18 protein-coding genes and 1 rRNA gene are annotated in these 20892 nt (G+C 34.7%); all 19 read left to right on the top strand.

The window, feature by feature from the left end; genetic code table 11:
- Positions 1-65: 65 nt before the first annotated feature.
- The 19 genes from AST02_RS13835 to rrf all read left to right on the top strand — a co-directional run bounded on the left by AST02_RS13835 (position 66) and on the right by rrf (position 20848).
- Positions 66-1031, top strand: coding sequence for a ribose-phosphate diphosphokinase (locus tag AST02_RS13835; protein WP_002508743.1), 966 nt, complete (start codon positions 66-68; stop codon positions 1029-1031).
- 128 nt (positions 1032-1159) lie between these two features.
- On the top strand, positions 1160-1804 hold the full coding sequence (locus AST02_RS13830) for a 50S ribosomal protein L25/general stress protein Ctc (RefSeq protein ID WP_069818259.1): 645 nt from the start codon (positions 1160-1162) through the stop codon (positions 1802-1804).
- A 207-nt stretch (positions 1805-2011) separates the two neighbouring features.
- On the top strand, positions 2012-2584 hold the full coding sequence (pth, locus tag AST02_RS13825; RefSeq protein ID WP_069818258.1) for an aminoacyl-tRNA hydrolase: 573 nt from the start codon (positions 2012-2014) through the stop codon (positions 2582-2584).
- Positions 2581-6093, top strand: a complete 3513-nt coding sequence (mfd, locus tag AST02_RS13820; protein WP_069818257.1) for a transcription-repair coupling factor — start codon at positions 2581-2583, stop codon at positions 6091-6093. Before pth ends, mfd begins: the two co-directional genes overlap by 4 nt.
- On the top strand, positions 6083-7630 hold the full coding sequence (locus AST02_RS13815; protein ID WP_069818256.1) for a polysaccharide biosynthesis protein: 1548 nt from the start codon (positions 6083-6085) through the stop codon (positions 7628-7630). The genes mfd and AST02_RS13815 overlap by 11 nt, the downstream gene beginning before the upstream one ends.
- The gene (locus AST02_RS13810) at positions 7630-8823 is read left to right on the top strand and encodes a MazG nucleotide pyrophosphohydrolase domain-containing protein (RefSeq protein ID WP_069818255.1); all 1194 of its coding nucleotides are present in this window, start codon (positions 7630-7632) and stop codon (positions 8821-8823) included. The genes AST02_RS13815 and AST02_RS13810 overlap by 1 nt, the downstream gene beginning before the upstream one ends.
- Positions 8820-9083 (top strand): RNA-binding S4 domain-containing protein, encoded by a 264-nt coding sequence (locus tag AST02_RS13805; protein ID WP_057511366.1) that lies wholly within the window; start codon positions 8820-8822, stop codon positions 9081-9083. The genes AST02_RS13810 and AST02_RS13805 overlap by 4 nt, the downstream gene beginning before the upstream one ends.
- 18 nt (positions 9084-9101) lie before the next feature.
- Entirely contained in the window at positions 9102-9500 is a 399-nt protein-coding gene (locus tag AST02_RS13800; RefSeq protein ID WP_069818254.1) for an FtsB family cell division protein, read from the top strand.
- Between the two features lie 99 nt (positions 9501-9599).
- Positions 9600-9998 carry a S1 domain-containing RNA-binding protein gene (locus AST02_RS13795; protein ID WP_002508751.1) on the top strand — a complete coding sequence of 133 codons (399 nt, stop codon included), beginning with the start codon at positions 9600-9602 and terminating at the stop codon, positions 9996-9998.
- 212 nt (positions 9999-10210) lie between these two features.
- Complete coding sequence (gene tilS, locus AST02_RS13790) at positions 10211-11500, top strand: tRNA lysidine(34) synthetase TilS (protein ID WP_069818253.1); 1290 nt, start codon at positions 10211-10213, stop codon at positions 11498-11500.
- A gap of 4 nt (positions 11501-11504) precedes the next feature.
- Positions 11505-12044 (top strand): hypoxanthine phosphoribosyltransferase, encoded by a 540-nt coding sequence (gene hpt, locus AST02_RS13785; protein ID WP_002508753.1) that lies wholly within the window; start codon positions 11505-11507, stop codon positions 12042-12044.
- Positions 12045-12340: 296 nt separating this feature from the next.
- Positions 12341-14428: an ATP-dependent zinc metalloprotease FtsH gene (gene ftsH, locus AST02_RS13780; RefSeq protein WP_069818252.1), complete on the top strand. Its 2088-nt coding sequence runs from the start codon at positions 12341-12343 to the stop codon at positions 14426-14428.
- Positions 14429-14648: 220 nt separating this feature from the next.
- Entirely contained in the window at positions 14649-15530 is an 882-nt protein-coding gene (gene hslO, locus AST02_RS13775; protein WP_069818251.1) for an Hsp33 family molecular chaperone HslO, read from the top strand.
- 154 nt (positions 15531-15684) lie between these two features.
- On the top strand, positions 15685-16617 hold the full coding sequence (gene cysK, locus AST02_RS13770; protein WP_069818250.1) for a cysteine synthase A: 933 nt from the start codon (positions 15685-15687) through the stop codon (positions 16615-16617).
- Positions 16618-16833: 216 nt separating this feature from the next.
- Positions 16834-17637, top strand: coding sequence for a dihydropteroate synthase (folP, locus tag AST02_RS13765; RefSeq protein WP_069818249.1), 804 nt, complete (start codon positions 16834-16836; stop codon positions 17635-17637).
- A complete protein-coding gene (gene folB, locus AST02_RS13760) occupies positions 17615-17980 on the top strand; it encodes a dihydroneopterin aldolase (protein ID WP_069818248.1) in 366 nt (121 codons plus the stop codon). The genes folP and folB overlap by 23 nt, the downstream gene beginning before the upstream one ends.
- Entirely contained in the window at positions 17980-18459 is a 480-nt protein-coding gene (gene folK, locus AST02_RS13755) for a 2-amino-4-hydroxy-6-hydroxymethyldihydropteridine diphosphokinase (RefSeq protein WP_069818247.1), read from the top strand. Before folB ends, folK begins: the two co-directional genes overlap by 1 nt.
- A 266-nt stretch (positions 18460-18725) precedes the next feature.
- Complete coding sequence (gene lysS / locus AST02_RS13750; RefSeq protein ID WP_069818246.1) at positions 18726-20213, top strand: lysine--tRNA ligase; 1488 nt, start codon at positions 18726-18728, stop codon at positions 20211-20213.
- Between the two features lie 520 nt (positions 20214-20733).
- Positions 20734-20848, top strand: a 5S ribosomal RNA gene (gene rrf, locus AST02_RS13745).
- The last annotated feature ends 44 nt before the right edge of the window (positions 20849-20892 follow it).

Genomic DNA, 20892 nt, shown 5'->3' with positions numbered 1-20892 from the left:
ACAATGTAAGTTTGCGCTTGTATTTAAATGAAAACTAATTGAATGAATTAATTGGAGGACTATAAATGTTAAACAATGAGTATAAGAATTCTGCTTTGAAAATATTTTCTTTAAAAGGTAATGAACCTTTAGCCCAAGAAGTAGCAGATCATGTTGGAATCGAACTAGGAAAATGTTCAGTAAAACGTTTCAGCGATGGAGAAATTCAAATCAACATAGAGGAAAGTATTCGTGGTTGTGACGTATTTATTATTCAACCTACATCGAATCCTGTAAATTTACACTTAATGGAATTATTAATTATGGTTGATGCTTGTAGACGTGCATCAGCAGCTAACATTAATATAGTTGTCCCGTATTATGGTTATGCGCGCCAAGACAGAAAAGCACGTAGTCGTGAACCAATTACAGCTAAACTTGTAGCAAACTTAATCGAAACTGCAGGCGCAGATCGTATGATAGCGTTAGATTTACATGCACCTCAAATCCAAGGTTTCTTCGATATGCCAATTGACCACTTGATGGGCGTGCCAATCTTAGCAGAATACTTCAAGAATGAGTCAGGTATTGATCTTGAAGAGTGTGTTGTAGTCTCTCCAGACCACGGTGGCGTAACAAGAGCACGTAAACTTGCAGATATACTTAAATCACCGATTGCTATTATTGATAAACGTCGTCCAAAACCAAATGTTGCAGAAGTGATGAACATTGTTGGTGAAATAGAAGGACGTACGGCTATTATTATTGATGATATCATTGATACAGCAGGGACAATCACATTGGCAGCTCAAGCATTAAAAGATAAAGGTGCTAAAGATGTATATGCTTGTTGTACACACCCTGTATTATCAGGTCCAGCTAAAGAACGTATTGAAAATTCAGCAATCAAAGAACTAATCGTAACAAATTCAATTCAATTAGATGAAACACGTAAACCAAGCAATACGAAAGAGTTATCTGTAGCTGGTTTATTAGCACAAGCAATTATCCGTGTTTACGAACGCGAATCTGTTAGTGTGCTATTTGACTAATATATTATATGAATGTATAATGGTTTCGTTCGTGAATTCACGAGCAAAATAAACGCTTGCAAGCAACATTATGTTGATGGGCAAGTGAGGGGCTCATATTTGAGCAAAACGAAAGGTGGAAAATGAATATGACTGCATTAAAGTCAATTATTCGTCAAGGTAAACAAACACGTTCAGACCTTAAAACACTAAGAAATACTGGTAAAGTACCTGCAATCGTTTACGGTTATGGTACAAAAAATACTTCTGTTAAAGTAGACGAAGTAGCATTTATTAAAGTTATCCGTGAAGTTGGACGTAACGGTGTTATCGAATTAGGCGTAGGTTCTAAAACAATTAAAGTAATGGTTTCAGACTACCAATTCGACCCACTTAAAAACCAAATCACTCACATTGATTTCTTAGCAATCAATATGACTGAAGAACGTACTGTTGAAGTACCTGTTCATTTAATTGGTGAAGCAGCAGGTGCTAAAGAAGGTGGCGTGGTTGAACAACCATTATTCAACCTTGAAGTTACAGCTACTCCAGATAATATTCCTGAAGCAATCGAAGTTGAAATCAGCGAATTAGAAATCAATGACAGCATTTCAGTTGAAGATATTAAAGTATCAGGCGATTTTACTATCGAAAACGAAGCTACTGATTCAGTAGTTACAGTAGTAGCTCCAACTGAAGAGCCAACTGAAGAAGAAATCGAAGCAATGGAAGGCGAAGCACAAACGCAAGAACCAGAAGTTGTAGGCGAATCTAAAGAAGACGAAGAAAAATAATATACTTCATGCTTCATTGTCAACATAAGTTGATGATACCAACATTGTAATATCTTATAAAAAGCACCGTGCTTAATACGTTAAGCAGGTGCTTTTTTATGTTATTATAGTCAATGATATGAAAAAATAATTTTTAATTGTTTATTAATTCAAATACATGAAAATGATATATATAGTTAAGTGACAACAACAATTGGAGGTAACATAATGAAATGTATTGTAGGCCTAGGCAATATAGGTAAACGTTTTGAACAAACAAAACATAATATTGGTTTTGAAGTTATAGATTACATGTTAGATCAAAATCAATTCTCATTAGATAAACAAAAATTTAAAGGTGCCTATACGATTGAACGTATGGCTGGAGAAAAAGTCATGTTTATTGAACCACTAACAATGATGAATTTGTCAGGCGAAGCGGTAGGCCCGTTAATGAAATATTATGATATAGATATAGATGATTTAGTTGTTTTATATGATGATTTAGATTTACCACAAGGAGAGATTCGCCTAAGACAAAAAGGCAGTGCTGGTGGACATAATGGTATTAAATCAATGATTCAAGTACTAGGTACGGACCAATTCAAACGCATTAGAATCGGTGTAGATAGACCTTCAAATGGTATGTCAATTGTCGATTATGTGTTACAAAAATTTTCAAAACAAGAAATGCAAATAATGAATAAAGTAATAGAACATTCTGCGCGTGCAGTTGAGGCTTATATAGAAAGTTCTCGTTTTGAGCGTGTGATGAATGAATATAATGGTGAAGTCAAGTGAAATCAATAATTACACAATATATAAATGAAGACAAACGATACCAAGAATTAAACGACGTATTTGGTAAAGAAAATGTACTGGTCACTGGCCTATCTGGCGCAGCTAAATCAACGATTATAGCCGAAAAATATTTGCATAGTACTAAACAATTACTAGTTGTTACAAATAATTTATATCAAGCAGATAAATTGGAAAGTGATTTATTGCAATTTGTAGATGCAGACGAGGTCTACAAATATCCAATGCAAGATATCATGACAGAAGAATTCTCAACACAAAGCCCTCAATTTATGAGCGAGCGTGTACGTACACTAACGGCACTTGCTCAAGAAAAGAGAGGGTTATTTATCGTACCATTAAACGGTTTGAAAAAATGGCTCACTCCAGTTGAAATGTGGAAATCCCATCAGTTAACACTATCTGTAGGTGACGATATTGAAATTGATGAATTTTTAAATAAATTAGTAAATATGGGTTATCGCAGAGAAAGTGTAGTGTCACATATAGGTGAGTTTTCATTACGTGGAGGCATTGTTGATATTTACCCTTTAATTGGTCAACCAGTAAGAATTGAACTATTCGATACTGAAGTGGATTCGATTCGTGATTTTGATGTGGAGACACAAAGATCAAAAGAGAATATAGAAGAAGTCAATATTACAACAGCAAGTGATTATATTATCACAGACGATGTACTTAAACATACAAAGTTAAAATTAAAAGAAGCTTACGAAAATACACGTCCAAAAATTGAAAAATCAGCTCGTAATGATTTGAAAGAAACTTACGAAAGTTTCGAACTTTTTGAATCAACGATGTTTGACCATCAAGTATTACGTCGACTTGTGTCATTTATGTATGAACAGCCAGCAACTATTATGGATTATTTTAAAGATGACGCTATTGTTGCAGTTGATGAACATAATAGAATTAAAGAAACTGAACAAACACTTATAACTGAAGTTGATGAATTTATGCAAAACCTGATAGAAAGTGGTAAAGGATTTATTGATCAAAACTTCTTGCAATATGATGGATTCGAAGCATTGTTGAAACATTATCCAGTGACGTATTTCACGTTATTCACAGCGACAATGCCTGTTCAACTCAATGAAATCATCAAGTTTTCATGTAAGCCCGTACAACAATTTTATGGTCAATATGATATTATGCGCTCAGAATTTCAGCGCTTTATTCAAAATGATTATACTGTCGTTGTGCTTGCTGAAACTGAAGTGAGAAAAGAACGTATTCAATCTATGCTCAATGAAATGCATATTCCAACATTTATCGATACGCCAAGTCAACGAAACGATGGGGGCAATGCAATCATTACTGAGGGTAGTTTATCAGAAGGCTTTGAGCTACCATATATGCAACTTGTCGTTGTGACGGAACGCGAACTATTCAAATCCAAACAAAAGAAAAAACCAAAACAACAAAAGACACTAACAAACGCTGAAAAAATTAAATCATATCAAGATTTAAAAGTAGGCGACTATGTCGTTCACGTGCACCACGGTGTTGGTAGATATTTAGGTGTTGAAACACTTGATGTCGGTGGCGTACATAAAGACTATATTAAACTTCAATATAAAGGGACAGACCAATTGTTTGTACCAGTTGATCAGATGGACCAAGTTCAAAAATATGTGGCATCAGAGGATAAGACACCTAGGTTAAATAAACTTGGTGGTACGGAATGGAAAAAAACAAAAGCTAAAGTACAACAAAGTGTTGAAGACATGGCTGATGAATTAATCGATCTATATAAAGAACGCGAAATGTCTGTTGGCTATAAATATGGTCCAGATACGGCAGAACAAAACGAATTTGAGATAGATTTCCCTTACGAATTAACGCCAGACCAAGGTAAATCAATTGAAGAAATTAAGCAGGACATGGAAATTGAACGCCCAATGGATCGATTGTTATGTGGTGATGTAGGTTATGGTAAGACAGAAGTGGCAGTACGTGCAGCCTTTAAAGCTGTTATGGAAGGAAAGCAAGTTGCCTTCTTAGTTCCAACTACAATTTTGGCACAACAGCACTATGAAACATTAATTGAGCGTATGCAGGATTTTCCAATCGAAGTCCAACTCATTAGTCGATTTAGAAGTACTAAAGAAGTTAAAGAAACAAAAGAACGATTAAAATCAGGTTTTGTTGATATCGTCGTAGGTACTCATAAATTATTAAGTAAAGATATTCATTATAAAGATTTAGGATTATTAATCGTGGATGAAGAACAGCGATTTGGCGTACGTCATAAAGAAAGAATTAAATCATTGAAAACGAATGTGGACGTTTTAACACTGACGGCTACGCCTATACCACGTACATTGCACATGAGTATGTTGGGTGTTCGTGATTTATCAGTGATTGAAACACCGCCAGAAAATCGTTTTCCAGTACAAACTTACGTATTAGAACAGAATACGAATTTTATTAAAGAAGCACTAGAAAGAGAATTATCTAGAGAAGGGCAAGTCTTTTATTTATATAATAAAGTGCAGTCTATTTATGAAAAAAGAGAGCAATTACAAATGTTAATTCCAGAAGCGAATATTGGTATTGCACATGGACAGATGAAAGAAGGAGACTTAGAAGAAACAATGCTAAGTTTCATTAATCATGAATACGATATTCTTGTGACGACTACAATCATCGAAACTGGGGTTGATGTTCCAAATGCCAACACACTCATTATCGAAGATGCGGACCGTTTCGGACTCAGTCAGTTATACCAATTAAGAGGTCGTGTCGGACGTTCGAGCCGTATTGGTTATGCTTATTTCTTACACCCTACGAACAAAGTATTGTCAGAAACAGCTGAAGACCGTTTGCAAGCAATTAAAGAATTTACTGAGTTAGGCTCAGGATTTAAAATTGCAATGCGTGATTTGAATATTCGAGGCGCAGGCAACCTCTTAGGTAAACAACAACATGGATTTATTGATTCTGTCGGTTTCGACCTTTACTCACAAATGCTAGAAGAAGCGGTGAATGAAAAACGTGGTGTTAAAGATGAGAAACAAGATGCACCTGAAATTGAAATTGAACTCAACATTGATGCTTATTTACCTGCTGAATATATTCAAAATGAACAGTCTAAAATAGAAATCTATAAAAAATTACGTAAGATTGAAACTGAAGCACAACTTATGGATGTAAAAGATGAATTAATAGATCGTTTCAATGATTACCCAGTAGAAGTAGAAAGACTGTTGGATATGATGGAGATAAAAGTTCACGCTTTAAATGCCGGAGTGGCGCTTATTAAAGATGTAGGCAAAAAGGTGGAAGTTTATCTGTCTGAAAAAGGAACGACAGATATTAACGGAGAAACGTTATTTAAACAAACCCAACCATTAGGCCGTGCAATGAAAGTTGGCGTTCAAGATGGTAAAATGAAAGTAACTTTAAATAAAGTAAGTAATTGGTTAGATAGTTTGAAATTCTTAGCGAAATGTTTAGAAGAAAGTATGGTTATATCAGATGAAATCTAAGGACGATAAGAATACGGCCTTCAACGGCGTAGTTGTTCTTACAATCGCACTTGTTATTGTTAAAATATTAAGCGCAATTTATCGTGTCCCATATCAAAATATACTTGGAGACGAAGGATTATATGCTTATCAACAAATATATCCGATTGTTGCTTTAGGTGTTATTTTAACAATGAATGCAATTCCAAGTGCAGTCACACAAACGTTTGGCACACAAGGGCAATCAAGACAATACACTAAAGTGTTGCTGAGGTTACAACTCATTAGTACTGTTTTTTTCTTGATTATTTTCATAGGTGCGCAGTGGATCGCACTTCTAATGGGTGACACTAATCTCACGCCAATGTTAAGAGCAGCAAGTTTTAGTTTCTTGTTTGTTGGTATATTGGGAGTGTATAGAGGTTATTATCAAGCGCATCAACATATGACTGTTCCAGCGATATCACAAGTCATAGAGCAAGTCATACGCGTTGTAATTATCATCATTGCTATTGTATTATTTATGACACAACAATGGTCTGTTTACACTGCTGGTACAGTAGCTATCATCGGTTCAGCAGTAGGATTTTTAGCATCCAGTATATTCCTAATGCAGAGCAAGCCTTTTAAGCTCAAGCAAGGGAATAAACTAAATGACAAAGCCATAGTAGAGTGGAAAAAGTTATCATTGGCCATTATCATCTTTGCTGTAAGTCAGCTTATCGTCATTGTTTGGCAAGTGATAGATAGCTTTACGGTCATACATGCACTTCAGAATGCAGGCTTAAATTTTCAAGAAGCAACCACGCAAAAAGGTGTCTTTGATCGTGGGGCTTCATTTATACAAATGGGCTTAATTGTGACAACGACATTTTGTTTTGTTCTTATACCAATGCTTACCGATGCGATTAAAGCGCGAAATAACGTTCTGGTTAATAGATATGCGAATGCCTCTATCAAGATTACAGTTATGTTTAGTGTAGCAGCTGGTATTGGATTAATTAATTTACTACCGGTCATGAATAGTGTGTTTTTTAAAAATGATAGTCTGACTGGTACGTTATCTATCTATATGCTGACAGTTATATGTGTTTCGCTCATTATGATGGACATTGCTTTATTACAAGTGAAAAACCAAGTTCGCCCTGTGCTTTATGCATTTATCATTGGTGTGGTCAGTAAAGTAATACTCAATGTGATATTAATACCACAACTATTAATGCTAGGTGGTAGTATCAGCACTGTAATTTCACTTATTATATTTACACTCGTACTACATTATCACGTACTAAAACACTATAAATTCCAGATGATGAAAAAATTTGTGATTAAATTGGTTGCTACGATGGTGATGCTGTCAGTGGCTGTTCAAATAGGAATGTGGCTTGTACCTACACAAAGTAGAATCACAGGTTTGATTGAATTAGTCATTGCAGCAGTGATTGGTGTATTGGTAATCATTTTCGCTATTGTACGTATGCATTTATTGAGTTATAGAGAATTAAAACATTTACCATTGGGCGATAAACTTTATCATATGAAAAGAGGGGAACATTAATGTCAGGTAAAATAACAATTGTTGGATTAGGTAACTACGGTATTGATGATTTACCTTTAGGTATCTACAAATTTCTTAAAAAACAAACAATGGTTTACACACGTACATTGGATCATCCTGTAATTAAAGAGTTAACCGCAGAAAATATACAATTCAAAAGTTTTGATAGTGAATACGAGGCACAGGCATCATTTGAGGGCGTTTATGAACGTATTGTGTCACAACTCATTGAAGCGGCCCAAAGTGATAATGTCATTTATACAGTACCTGGGCATCCGCGTGTAGCTGAAACGACAACTGTAAAATTAGAAGCTTATGCACAAAAGCATAATGATGTTCAGGTTGAAGTTTTGGGAGGCAAAAGCTTTATCGATGATATATTTGAAGCGGTAAAGATAGACCCTAACGATGGGTTTACATTACTCGATGCGACAGCGATAAAAAAAGAGCAGTTAAATATTCGTACCCATACGCTCATTACGCAAGTTTATAGCCCTATGACGGCAGGCGATTTAAAAGTGACGTTGATGGAACGTTATCATGATGAGCAAACAGTATTTATCGTCGACGGCGCACAAAATAACGCTGCAAATGTAATAGAAACACCGCTTTATGAATTAGACCATCATGCATCTGTTTTCAGTAATTTGACGAGTGTATTCGTTCCGAAAGTAGAAAAAGAAGAAGCGTATTATAGTGATTTCTATTTTGCTGCGAACATTATAGATCAACTTGTCGATGACGAAACAGGCTGTCCTTGGGATAAAGTTCAAACACACCACACATTAAAACGTTATCTATTAGAAGAAACGTTTGAATTGTTTGAAGCAATAGATAACGAAGATGATTGGCACATCATTGAAGAATTGGGGGACATACTTTTACAAGTACTATTGCATACAAGCATTGGTAAAAAAGATGGGTTCCTTGATATAAATGAAGTGGTTCAAAGTCTTTCAGAAAAAATGATACGTAGACATCCACACATTTTTGGTGACGCTGAAGCGGAAACTGAAGAAGACTTAAAACATATATGGTCAGAAGCAAAAGCAAAAGAAGGTAAAACGAAACGTGTTAAATTTGAAAAAGTATTTGCAGAGCATTTCTTGAAGTTGTATGATAAAACAAAAAATATGTCGTTAGACGCAGATGCTTTAAGAAAAATTTTAGAGCAAGGAGGAAACAAATCATGAGATTAGATAAATATCTCAAAGTATCACGGTTAGTGAAACGTCGTACTTTAGCTAAAGAAATTAGTGATCAAGGACGTATTGCCGTCAATGGTTCAGTAGCGAAAGCAGGCACTGACGTAAAAGTAACAGATGAACTTGTAATCCGATTTGGACAAAAAGTAATCACAATTGAAGTTACTGGTTTAAGTGAACATGCGACTAAGGAAAATGCGAAAGGTATGTATGAATTAGTCAAAGAAGAGAAGGTTAGTGGAGACTAAAAAAGGAGGTGACAAGCAATGAGTAAAAAAGTTGAGAACATAGGGAATACGTTCACTTCTGCTGAAAATAAAAAGAAACAACAGCAAAAAATGAGAAGACGAGTCGTACGTAAACGTATAACTTTATTTGGTGGCATATTACTTATCCTCATTATTATTTTAACTGTAATGCTTGTCACTCAAAAACAAAGTAATATAGATGACGCAGCTGAGCGTCAAGAAAAAGAACAACAATATCAAAAGCAACAAGATGAAGAACTCGCATTAAAAGAACAATTAAACAATCTCAATGATAAAAGTTATATAGAGAAAGTTGCGCGAGATGATTACTATTTGAGCAATGATGGAGAAGTGATTTTCAAGTTGCCTGGAGAGAAATCCGAGGAAGATTCTAAATCATCAAAAGAGGATAAATAGTGAAATTTGTCATTTAAGTCACAATACCATTGTTAATTTATGCAAACAGGCATATAATAGGGTTAAAATCGAAACAAATCGGGAGGATTTATTTACAATATGTCAATCGAAGTAGGAAACAAGCTTAAAGGTAAAGTCACTGGTATTAAAAAGTTTGGCGCTTTCGTCGAACTTCCTGAAGGAAAGAGTGGCTTAGTTCACATAAGTGAAGTTGCAGATAATTACGTGGAAAACGTAGAAGATCATTTATCTGTTGGAGATGTAGTTGAAGTTAAAGTGCTTTCAATCGCTGATGATGGTAAAATTAGTTTATCAATTAAAAAAGCAAAAGATCGTCCACGTAGACCTCAAAGTAAACCCAATTATAAAAAACCTCAACCAAAAGGTGAGGACTTTGAAAAGAAATTAACAGATTTCTTGAAAGATAGTGAAGATAAATTAACATCTATTAAACGTCAAACAGAATCTAGACGTGGTGGAAAAGGCGCGAAACGTTAATCAATATATATATCGTAAGACTGTTGACACAGGAATTAATTTAATGACTTGAAAACAAAGTACAATAATTTTTTCCAAAATTAAGTTTGATTGTAACAATCTAAGACTGTTTTCTTACTTGAGGAAACAGTCTCTTTTTTGTTGTATATAAGTCATAATATTACGAGCATTTGCAGTGTTAAGGTAATATTAAGGGCAAGGAGGTAGATAAGTTGAGAGTAAATACTGAAGGCTGGGATAAAAGTAATCATATTGTATTGGCAGTTTCTACAGGTGTAGATAGTATGGTGCTTTTACATCAATTGATTACACGTTTAGCTGATTCATATACTAAGTTGACTTGTCTCCATGTAAATCACAATATCCGTCCTGTTGCAGCAGCAGAAGAACAATTTATTAAAGCGTATTGTGATAAACATCAAATCCCATTGCATATACAACATCTGGATTTGTCTGCTGTGATTGAAAAAGGTAATAGTATTGAAAGTGAAGCGAGAGCCGAACGTTATCATTGGTTTGATGATATGATGACTGAGTTAAATGCAGATGTATTACTTACGGCACACCATCAAGATGATCAGATTGAAACGATATTTTATCGACTTATGACTGGACGCTCTACGAGAAGTAGCTTGGGGATGACATATCTTTCTTCAAGAGGCCATTATAATTTATGTAAACCATTTTTAGAAGTCACGAAATCAGAAATACGTAACTATCAAACAAAACATAATGTTCCATATTATGAAGATGAATCGAATGCAGAAAATCATTATGTCAGAAATGATATTCGCAACCGCATATTACCTGATATAGAAAGTAATAAACACTTATCTACAGAACAATTGCTAAAATTACAAGACTGGCATGATGAACAATTATCAGTTGTGCGACATGAAGCTACAACATTTATCTCGGCATTTGTTGATTTTTGTAATGATGGCAGTGAAGTTACTTTTTCAAGAAAGCAGTTTTTAAATTTACGACATAGTGTCAAAATGGCAGTCTTAGATAAACTTTTTGCTGATTTACCACTAGATAAGTCGTTTACTGAGAAAATTTACAACGAATGGTTTCAACAACTTACAGAAAATGTAACACAATGCACATTATATGCGACACATGAATGGATAATTCACATCGCTTATGATAAATTTATAATAATGGCAAATTGTAAGGAAAAACTAGCTCCGACTAAGATTGATCAACCAGGTGCATACAACTATGGTCGCTATAGCATTGATATTACTAATGAATTTCCTACATTCGAGTATCCTATAGTTATCCGTACAAGAAAAGACGGCGACAAATTTGAACTGAATGGTATGAAAGGGCATAAAAAAATAAGTAGACTGCTTATTGATAAAAAGGTTATACAAACTGAACGTAACCAAATGCCAGTTATAGTTAATGCATACAATGAGATTATTGCTGTTGGCACATTATATTTAAAGCGTAAATACAATCAATCAATTTTTATACGAAATATGGGAGAGGAATGAAAATATGCGAGATGATTTAAAAGACATTTTATTGTCAGAGGAAGATATACACCAAATTTGTGAAGAGCTAGGTAAGAAAATAACAGAGGAATACAAAGGGAAACCACTTGTATGTATTGGCATATTAAAAGGTTCTGTTATGTTTATGGCAGATTTAATTAAATATATTGATACGCATTTAGCTATCGACTTCATGGATGTTTCTAGTTATCACGGAGGCACTGAATCAACAGGAGAAGTAAAAATCTTGAAAGACTTAAGTGGATCTATTGAAAATAAAGATGTTTTAATTATTGAAGACATTCTAGAAACGGGTACTACTTTAAAATCAATTACTGAATTACTTGAATCACGTCGTGTTAACTCACTTGAAATTGTTACGCTACTTGATAAACCTAACCGTCGTAAAGCAAACATTGAAGCAAAATACGTAGGTAAAAAGATACCTGATGAATTTGTAGTAGGCTATGGTTTAGATTATGCTGAACATTATAGAAATTTACCTTACATTGGTACATTGAAACCAGAAATCTATTCAAAATAAGCAGTACAATTTATTCATAGAAAAAGTTGTTATATACTGTAAGTTACAGTCGAATTAAGTTAGTGAATGTAAAAAGTAGGGTTAGACTTAAATCATTTGAAATTTAATACATAAACTTGTAGGTACGTGACAATATATAATATTCATTTAACTTTAAGCATAATAGAAAAATAAAACTAAAGGGTAAAACAATAAGAATTGTAAACATAATGCAAAAGTTGAAATAGTAGCCGAAAACTCGAGTGTTGTGTTACAATTTTTGTTAGTTTTATAATTGAAGTAGGAGGAAACGACGCATGCAGAAAGCCTTTCGTAACGTGCTAGTTATCGCAATCATTGGCGTTATTATTTTTGGCTTGTTTTCGTGGCTTAACGGAAATGGGAATATGCCAAAACAGCTTACATATAATCAATTTGTTAAGCAGTTAGATAAAGGTGAGTTAAAATCACTTGAAATTCAACCTGAACAAAATGTATATATGGTAAGTGGTAAAACAGATAAAGATGAAGAGTATTCTTCAACTATTTTATATAACAACGATAAAGAGCTAGAAAAAATAACTGATAAAGCACAAAGTCAAGACGGATTGAAATTTACAGTTAAAGAAGAAGAAAAACAAAGTGTATTTGTAAGTATATTAACAACATTAATTCCTGTATTAATTATCGCACTCTTATTTATATTCTTCCTCAGCCAAGCCCAAGGTGGCGGCGGTGGCGGTGGTAATCGTATGATGAACTTTGGTAAATCCAAAGCTAAAACGTACGATAATCAACAAAAACGTGTACGCTTCACTGATGTAGCTGGTGCAGATGAAGAGAAACAAGAATTAATTGAAATAGTCGATTTCTTAAAAGACAATAAACAATTTAAACAAATGGGTTCTAGAATTCCTAAAGGTGTTCTTTTAGTTGGCCCTCCTGGTACAGGTAAAACATTATTAGCTCGTGCAGTTGCTGGTGAAGCCGGTACGCCGTTCTTCTCAATTAGTGGTTCAGACTTCGTTGAGATGTTTGTGGGTGTTGGTGCAAGCCGTGTACGTGACTTGTTCGAAAATGCTAAGAAAAACGCGCCTTGTATCATCTTTATTGATGAAATCGATGCAGTTGGTCGTCAACGTGGTGCCGGTGTAGGTGGTGGCCATGATGAGCGTGAGCAAACATTGAACCAATTACTCGTTGAAATGGATGGTTTTGGTGACAATGAAGGTATCATTATGATCGCTGCTACAAACCGCCCAGACATTTTAGACCCAGCGTTATTACGTCCAGGTCGTTTCGACAGACAAATTCAAGTAGGTCGCCCAGATGCTAAAGGTCGTGAAGCAATTCTTCATGTTCATGCGAAGGACAAACCATTTGATGAAACAGTTGACTTAAAAGCAGTTTCAGAAAGAACACCAGGTTTCTCTGGTGCAGATTTAGAAAACTTATTAAACGAAGCATCATTAGTTGCTGTACGTGAAGGTAAGAAAAAAATTGATATGCGTGATATTGAAGAAGCGACAGACCGCGTTATCGCTGGTCCAGCTAAAAAATCTCGTGTAATCTCTGAAAAAGAACGTAATATTGTAGCACACCATGAAGCTGGTCATACAATTATTGGTATGGTACTTGATGAAGCTGAAGTTGTTCATAAAGTTACAATCGTACCTCGTGGACAAGCTGGCGGTTACGCAATGATGTTACCAAAACAAGATCGCTTCTTAATGACAGAAAAAGAATTATTAGATAAAATTTGTGGTCTACTTGGTGGACGTGTATCTGAGGATATTACCTTTAATGAAGTATCTACAGGTGCATCTAACGACTTTGAACGTGCAACACAAATTGCACGTCAAATGGTTACTGAATATGGTATGAGTGAAAAAATCGGAACGGTTCAATTCACAAATAGCAACGGTGGCCAAGTGTTCTTAGGAAAAGAAATGCAAGGTGACACTGAATTTTCAGGACAAATTGCATATGAAATTGATAAAGAAGTGCAACGTATCATTAAAGAACAATACGAGCGTTGTAAGACTATCTTGTTAGAGCATAAATCACAGTTAGATTTAATTGCTGAATCATTATTAACTGAAGAAACGTTAGTTGCCGAACAAATCCAATCATTATTTAACGATGGTGTCTTACCAGAAGTTGATTATGATAGCGCCAAAGTTGTGGAACATAAAGACGATAACTTTGAAGAAGGAAAATACGGTAAATCTTACGAGGACGTTCGTAAAGAACAACTATCTTCAGATGATGAAACACAGGATAACGATAAAGAAAACGAACAACAAGACAGCGATGACACTGAAGAAACAGGTCATGAACAAGCACCTAATATCGATAAACCTAGCAATCCAAGCGATCCGAATGATCCAAGTAACAGAAATTAATAACTGAACTTAAAGCTTCTTTCTGCTATCATATTGATAGTAGAAGGAAGCTTTTTTTAATAACAAGATATGATGGAACAATTTCCAAACAGATGTTTCGCATTTTCTACTTCGAACGATTACAATAAATTGCATTGATAAAAAGTGTAAAAACAATCTTAGAGTAAAGATATAAAAAACATTTTTAAAACTAGATGATATTAAAGGAGAAATAAACAAAATGACGAACGATTATATAGTTAAAGCATTAGCTTTTGGAGGACAAATTCGCGCTTATAGTGCGTTAACAACTGAAAGTGTTCAAGAAGCACAAACAAGACATTATACGTGGCCGACTGCTTCAGCAGCCCTTGGACGTACGATGACAGCAACAGTGATGATGGGTGCAATGCTCAAAGGCGATCAAAAATTAACAGTTACTGTTGATGGTAAGGGCCCAATTGGTAAAATAATTGCTGACGCTGATGCTAAAGGGAATATAAGAGGCTATGTTTCAAATCCTCAGACACATTTCCCTTTAAATGATGCTGGTAAATTAGATGTTAGCCGTGCGGTTGGTTCAGAAGGCGCATTGACAGTTGTAAAAGATGTTGGAATGAAGGATTATTTTTCTGGTTCTAGTGAACTCGTTTCTGGTGAATTAGGAGATGATTTCACTTATTACTTTGCTAAAAGTGAACAAGTACCATCATCAGTAGGTTTAGGCGTATTAGTTAATCCTGACAATTCAATTAAAGCTGCAGGTGGGTTTTTAATACAAGTTATGCCAGGCGCAGAAGATGAAACAGTGGATAAACTTGAAAAAGCAATCAATCAAATGACTCCAGTTTCGAAACTGATTGATCAAGGTTTAACGCCTGAAGAAATTCTTTTCGAAATACTAGGGGAAGAAAACGTACAATTATTAGAAAATCTTCCTACACGTTTCGATTGTAATTGTGGTCATGAAAAATTCTTGACTGCCATTAAAGGTTTAGGAGAAGCTGAAATTCAAGATATGATTGATAAAGATCATGGCGCAGAAGTTGAATGTCATTTCTGTAGAAATAAATATGATTTTTCAGAAGATGAGTTACATGGATTAATAGAAAATAGTAAGTAAAAGGTATAAACTAGATATAGAATATACTATTGAACAAAAAAATTGCTACATCAAATCTTCATAGTTGTATTTGCTGAAAAATCTGATAAAATATAAAGTATATCCGAGAGAAAAAGTAGGTTTTAAACTTTTTAATGAAAAGGAGCAATACTAAATGACAAATAAACCAGTAGACAATATCGTAAAAGCAATTGGCAATACACCTGTTGTTAAGTTAAACAACGTTGTGGGGGAAGATGCCGCAGACGTATATGTGAAACTTGAATATCAAAATCCAGGTGGCTCTGTAAAAGACCGTATTGCATTAGCAATGATTGAAGAAGCTGAGCAAGCAGGTAAAATTAAACCAGGCGATACAATTGTTGAACCGACAAGTGGTAACACAGGAATCGGCTTAGCTTTTGTTTGTGCAGCTAAAGGTTATAAAGCAGTATTTACGATGCCTGAAACAATGAGTCAAGAACGTCGTAACTTATTAAAAGCATACGGCGCAGAATTAGTATTAACACCTGGATCAGAAGCAATGAAAGGTGCAATCAAAAAAGCTAAAGAGTTAAAAGAAGAATTTGGTTATTACGAACCACAACAATTCGAAAACCCAGCAAATCCTCGTGTACACGAATTAACAACTGGACCAGAATTAGTTGAACAATTTGAAGGCAAAACAATTGATTCATTCTTAGCTGGTGTAGGTACTGGTGGAACACTCAGTGGTGCGGGTAAAGTATTAAAAGAAAAATACCCAGACATCAATCTTGTAGCGATTGAACCAGAAGACTCACCTATCTTAAGTGGTGGCGAACCTGGTCCCCATAAATTACAAGGTTTAGGTGCAGGATTTGTACCAGATACTTTAGATACAAACGTTTATGATGAAATTATCAAAGTAGGTAATGAAGCTGCGATGGATATGTCACGTAGAGTTGCTAAAGAAGAAGGTATCTTAGGTGGTATTTCTTCAGGTGCAGCGATTGTTGCAGCGATTGAAAAAGCAAAATCATTAGGTAAAGGTAAAACAGTTGTTACTGTATTACCAAGTAATGGTGAACGTTATCTTTCTACACCGTTATATTCATTTGATGACTAAACGATATATGTTTAACAATTACCGACCACATTTGCATGTGAGTCGGTTTTTTTGTGTATATAAAGCAATATAAGTAAGCAAAGTAAAAACAATAAACTAGTATATTTGATTTCAAGTTTTGATTACTGAAAAAAATGAAAATTAACGTTATTATAGAATAGTAAATAAAATACATAAGAAAAAATCATTTATAAAGTGAAAGGAAGAAGAATAATTATGACGCATACAAAAATTATGGGCATATTAAATGTAACGCCTGACTCTTTTTCCGATGGTGGTAAATATAATACAGTTGAAAAAGCGATTAAGAGAGCAAAAGAAATGATGGAGGAAGGTGTAGATATTATAGATGTCGGTGGGATATCTACCCGTCCAGGCTTTGAAGAGATAAGCGTTGAGGAAGAGTTGGAGCGTGTTGTGCCTGTTGTAAGTGCGTTGGCTGAATTAGATGTACAACTATCTATAGATACTTATCGTAGTGAAGTGGCAGAAGCTGCAATGAAATTAGGCGCCACGATGATTAATGATCAATGGGCAGGACACTATGACGAACGTATTTTCAACGTAGTAGCGAAATACAATGGTGAAATTGTACTCATGCACAATGGTGATGGTCAAAGAACAGAACCTGTAGTGGATGAGATGTTGTTATATTTATTAAAACAAGCGAATAAAGCGGAAATGGCAGGTATACCTCAACATAAAGTATGGATTGATCCGGGTGTTGGCTTTGCAAAAACACGTGAAGAAGAAAAAGAAGTTATGTCACGTTTAGATGAACTTGTAGCAACGGGTTATCCTGTACTATTAGCAACAAGTAGGAAAAGGTTCATAAAAGAAATGATAGGCACAGAAACAACACCTACTGAACGTGATGAAGCAACGGCAGGCACTACTGCGTATGGTATAATGAAAGGCGTAAAAGCGGTAAGAGTTCATAATGTCGCATTAAATGTTCGATTAGGGCAAAGCATGGACTATTTAAAGGAGAATGACGATGAGCGACACAATATTTCTTAATGGCATGAGATTCTATAGTTATCATGGTGCGCTTCCAGCTGAAAATGATATCGGACAAATATTTATTGTTGATGTCACAATGAAAGTTGATTTGAGTATGGCTGGACAATCTGATGATGTTACAGATACAGTCCATTATGGTGAAGTTTTTGAAGAAGTAAAAGCAATCATGGAAGGCAAGCCTGTAAATTTATTAGAGCATCTAGCTGAACGTATTGCAAAACGTATAAATTCACACTATAATCGTGTAATGGAAACGAAAGTTAGAATCACTAAAGAAAATCCACCTATACCTGGTCATTATGATGGTGTGGGCGTTGAAATAGTGAGGGAGAATCTCTAATGGAATATGCTTATTTAGGATTAGGAAGTAATGTTGGAGAAAGAGCGGCACAACTTGATGAAGCAATCCGTATATTAGATAATACAGATGGCATTCAAGTAACGCAAAAATCCCCGATATATGAAACAGAGCCAGTAGGTTATGTCGACCAACCACAATTTTTAAATCAATGTATTGAGATTTATACATCATTAACACCACAAGATTTATTAAAAGAATGTCTGCATACTGAACAACAGTTACACCGAGTAAGAGATATACGTTGGGGCCCTAGAACTTTAGATGTTGATATTTTATTATTTGGCAATCATATTATTGATGAAGAAGATCTAAGCATACCGCACCCACGTATGCTGGAGCGTGCGTTTGTACTTATACCATTAAATGATATAGCATCTGATTGTGTAGAACCTCATTCTAATAAAAAAATTGGAAGTATAGTGACTGCAGACGATTCAGTCAAAATGTATAAAGGTTAATAGTTATAAAATGTGTGGAAAATGGGAGTCGTAGAGATATATAATAGAGTAGTTCTTGCTCCTATGGCTAGTGTAGATAAAGTTACATTTCAGCTTACAGTCAAAATGGATGTAGGCTGAATATGTACTTTATGTAAATGGTAAGACTGGAAAAGCTTTGAAATAAACAGAACAACAAATGATAGATAACGATCAAACGTTCCAAGTGAAAATAGAAGCTAAAGTAGAATAAAAAATAGAACAAGAAGCATAAAGGAGAGAAAGTAATGTCAGAAGAAATGAACGACCAAATGCAAGTTCGCCGTCAAAAATTACAAGAATTATATGATTTAGGTATCGATCCTTTTGGTCAAAAATTTGAGCGTACTTCTACAGCTGCCCCATTGCATGAAGATTGGGACACATATACAAAAGAAGAATTACATGACAAAGAAGATGAAAGCAACGTAAGTATCGCCGGTCGTCTAATGACTAAACGTGGAAAAGGTAAAGCTGGATTTGCCCATGTTCAAGATTTAACTGGTCAAATACAAATTTACGTAAGAAAAGATCAAGTTGGAGACGAACAATTCGAAGTTTGGAATTCTGCAGATCTTGGAGACATTGTAGGCATAGAAGGTGTAATGTTCAAAACGAATACAGGTGAATTGTCTGTTAAAGCTAAAGCGTTCACGTTGTTGACTAAAGCATTACGTCCATTACCTGATAAATTCCATGGTTTACAAGACATCGAACAGCGTTATCGTCAACGTTACCTTGACTTAATTACAAACCAAGATAGCACGCAAACATTTATTAACCGCAGTAAAATATTGCAAGAAATGCGTAATTACTTAAATCAAAGAGGATTTTTAGAAGTAGAAACGCCTATGATGCACCAAATTCCTGGTGGAGCTGCTGCGCGTCCTTTCGAAACACATCACAATGCTTTAGACGCAACATTATATATGCGAATTGCAATCGAATTACATTTGAAACGTTTAATCGTAGGTGGATTAGAAAAAGTTTATGAAATTGGACGTGTTTTCAGAAACGAAGGCGTATCAACGAGACATAATCCAGAATTCACTATGATTGAATTATATGAAGCGTATGCTGACTATCACGATATCATGGATATAACTGAGAATATGATTAGACATATTTCTGAAAAAGTACTTGGTACTGCTAAAGTAAACTATGGCGAAGAGATTATAGATTTAGAGTCTGATTGGAAACGAGTTCATATGGCTGATGCAGTTAAAGAAGAAACAGGTGTAGACTTCTTCGAGGTACAAACTGATGAGGAAGCTAAATCATTAGCTAAAGAACATGGTATTGAAATAACAGATAATATGAAATATGGTCATATCTTAAATGAGTTCTTTGAGCAAAAAGTTGAAGAGACATTAATTCAACCAACATTTATTTATGGGCATCCAATCGAAATCTCACCACTAGCTAAGAAAAATCCAGAGGACCCAAGATTTACGGATCGCTTTGAATTATTCATAGTAGGTAGAGAACATGGTAATGCATTCACAGAATTAAATGATCCTATTGATCAAAGAGCAAGATTTGAAGCGCAATTAGTAGAAAAAGAAGAAGGTAATGATGAAGCACATGAAATGGATGAAGATTTCATTGAAGCATTAGAGTACGGCATGCCTCCAACAGGTGGTTTAGGTATTGGTATTGATAGATTAGTTATGCTACTTACTGATTCTGCTTCTATCCGTGATGTATTGTTATTCCCTTATATGAAACAAAAATAAATTATTAAAAGCTGGGTATAAGCTAAGTAATAATTGATTTAGTCATTTAATCTAGATCATATGTTGCGATTTCACATTGGTGAGACGTAATATATGGTCTTTTTTTCTTTTTGCTTTCTATAGACAAGCTACAAATGAGAGAAAATAGAGGATAATAAGTCTAAATAAATTAATTAAATTAGTAATAAGATACAATTAAGTATTATAATGCTATTAAAATATAATAATATACTAAAAAAGGTATGGTAAAGATAGATTCTATGTGATAAGATTATTCAAGTCGAGTTAAGGAAACGAAACAAGACATGCATAAACATTTAAAATATTTCTTTTTGAGAAATGTTCGAAAAGCATTGACTTTAAAGTGAAAATGAATTAATATATAAAAGTCGTCAAAAACGACAAGCACTACATACATAACTCAAGTAAAAGTCTTGTAAACAAATCTTTAAGATAGTGTAAAATTGACTATTGCAAATGATTAACAAACAATGTATTATTAATTGAGTAAGTTAATTTGTCTGGTGGCAATAGCAAAGAGGTCACACCTGTTCCCATGCCGAACACAGTAGTTAAGCTCTTTAGCGCCGATGGTAGTCGGACTTACGTTCCGCAAGAGTAGGACGTTGCCAGGCTTTATATTAAAATTATGTGGAGAATTAGCTCAGCTGGGAGAGCA

Source organism: Staphylococcus equorum (genome assembly GCF_001747895.1).
GTDB lineage: Bacteria > Bacillota > Bacilli > Staphylococcales > Staphylococcaceae > Staphylococcus > Staphylococcus equorum_A.
This window is presented reverse-complemented; position numbering and strand designations above follow the sequence as displayed.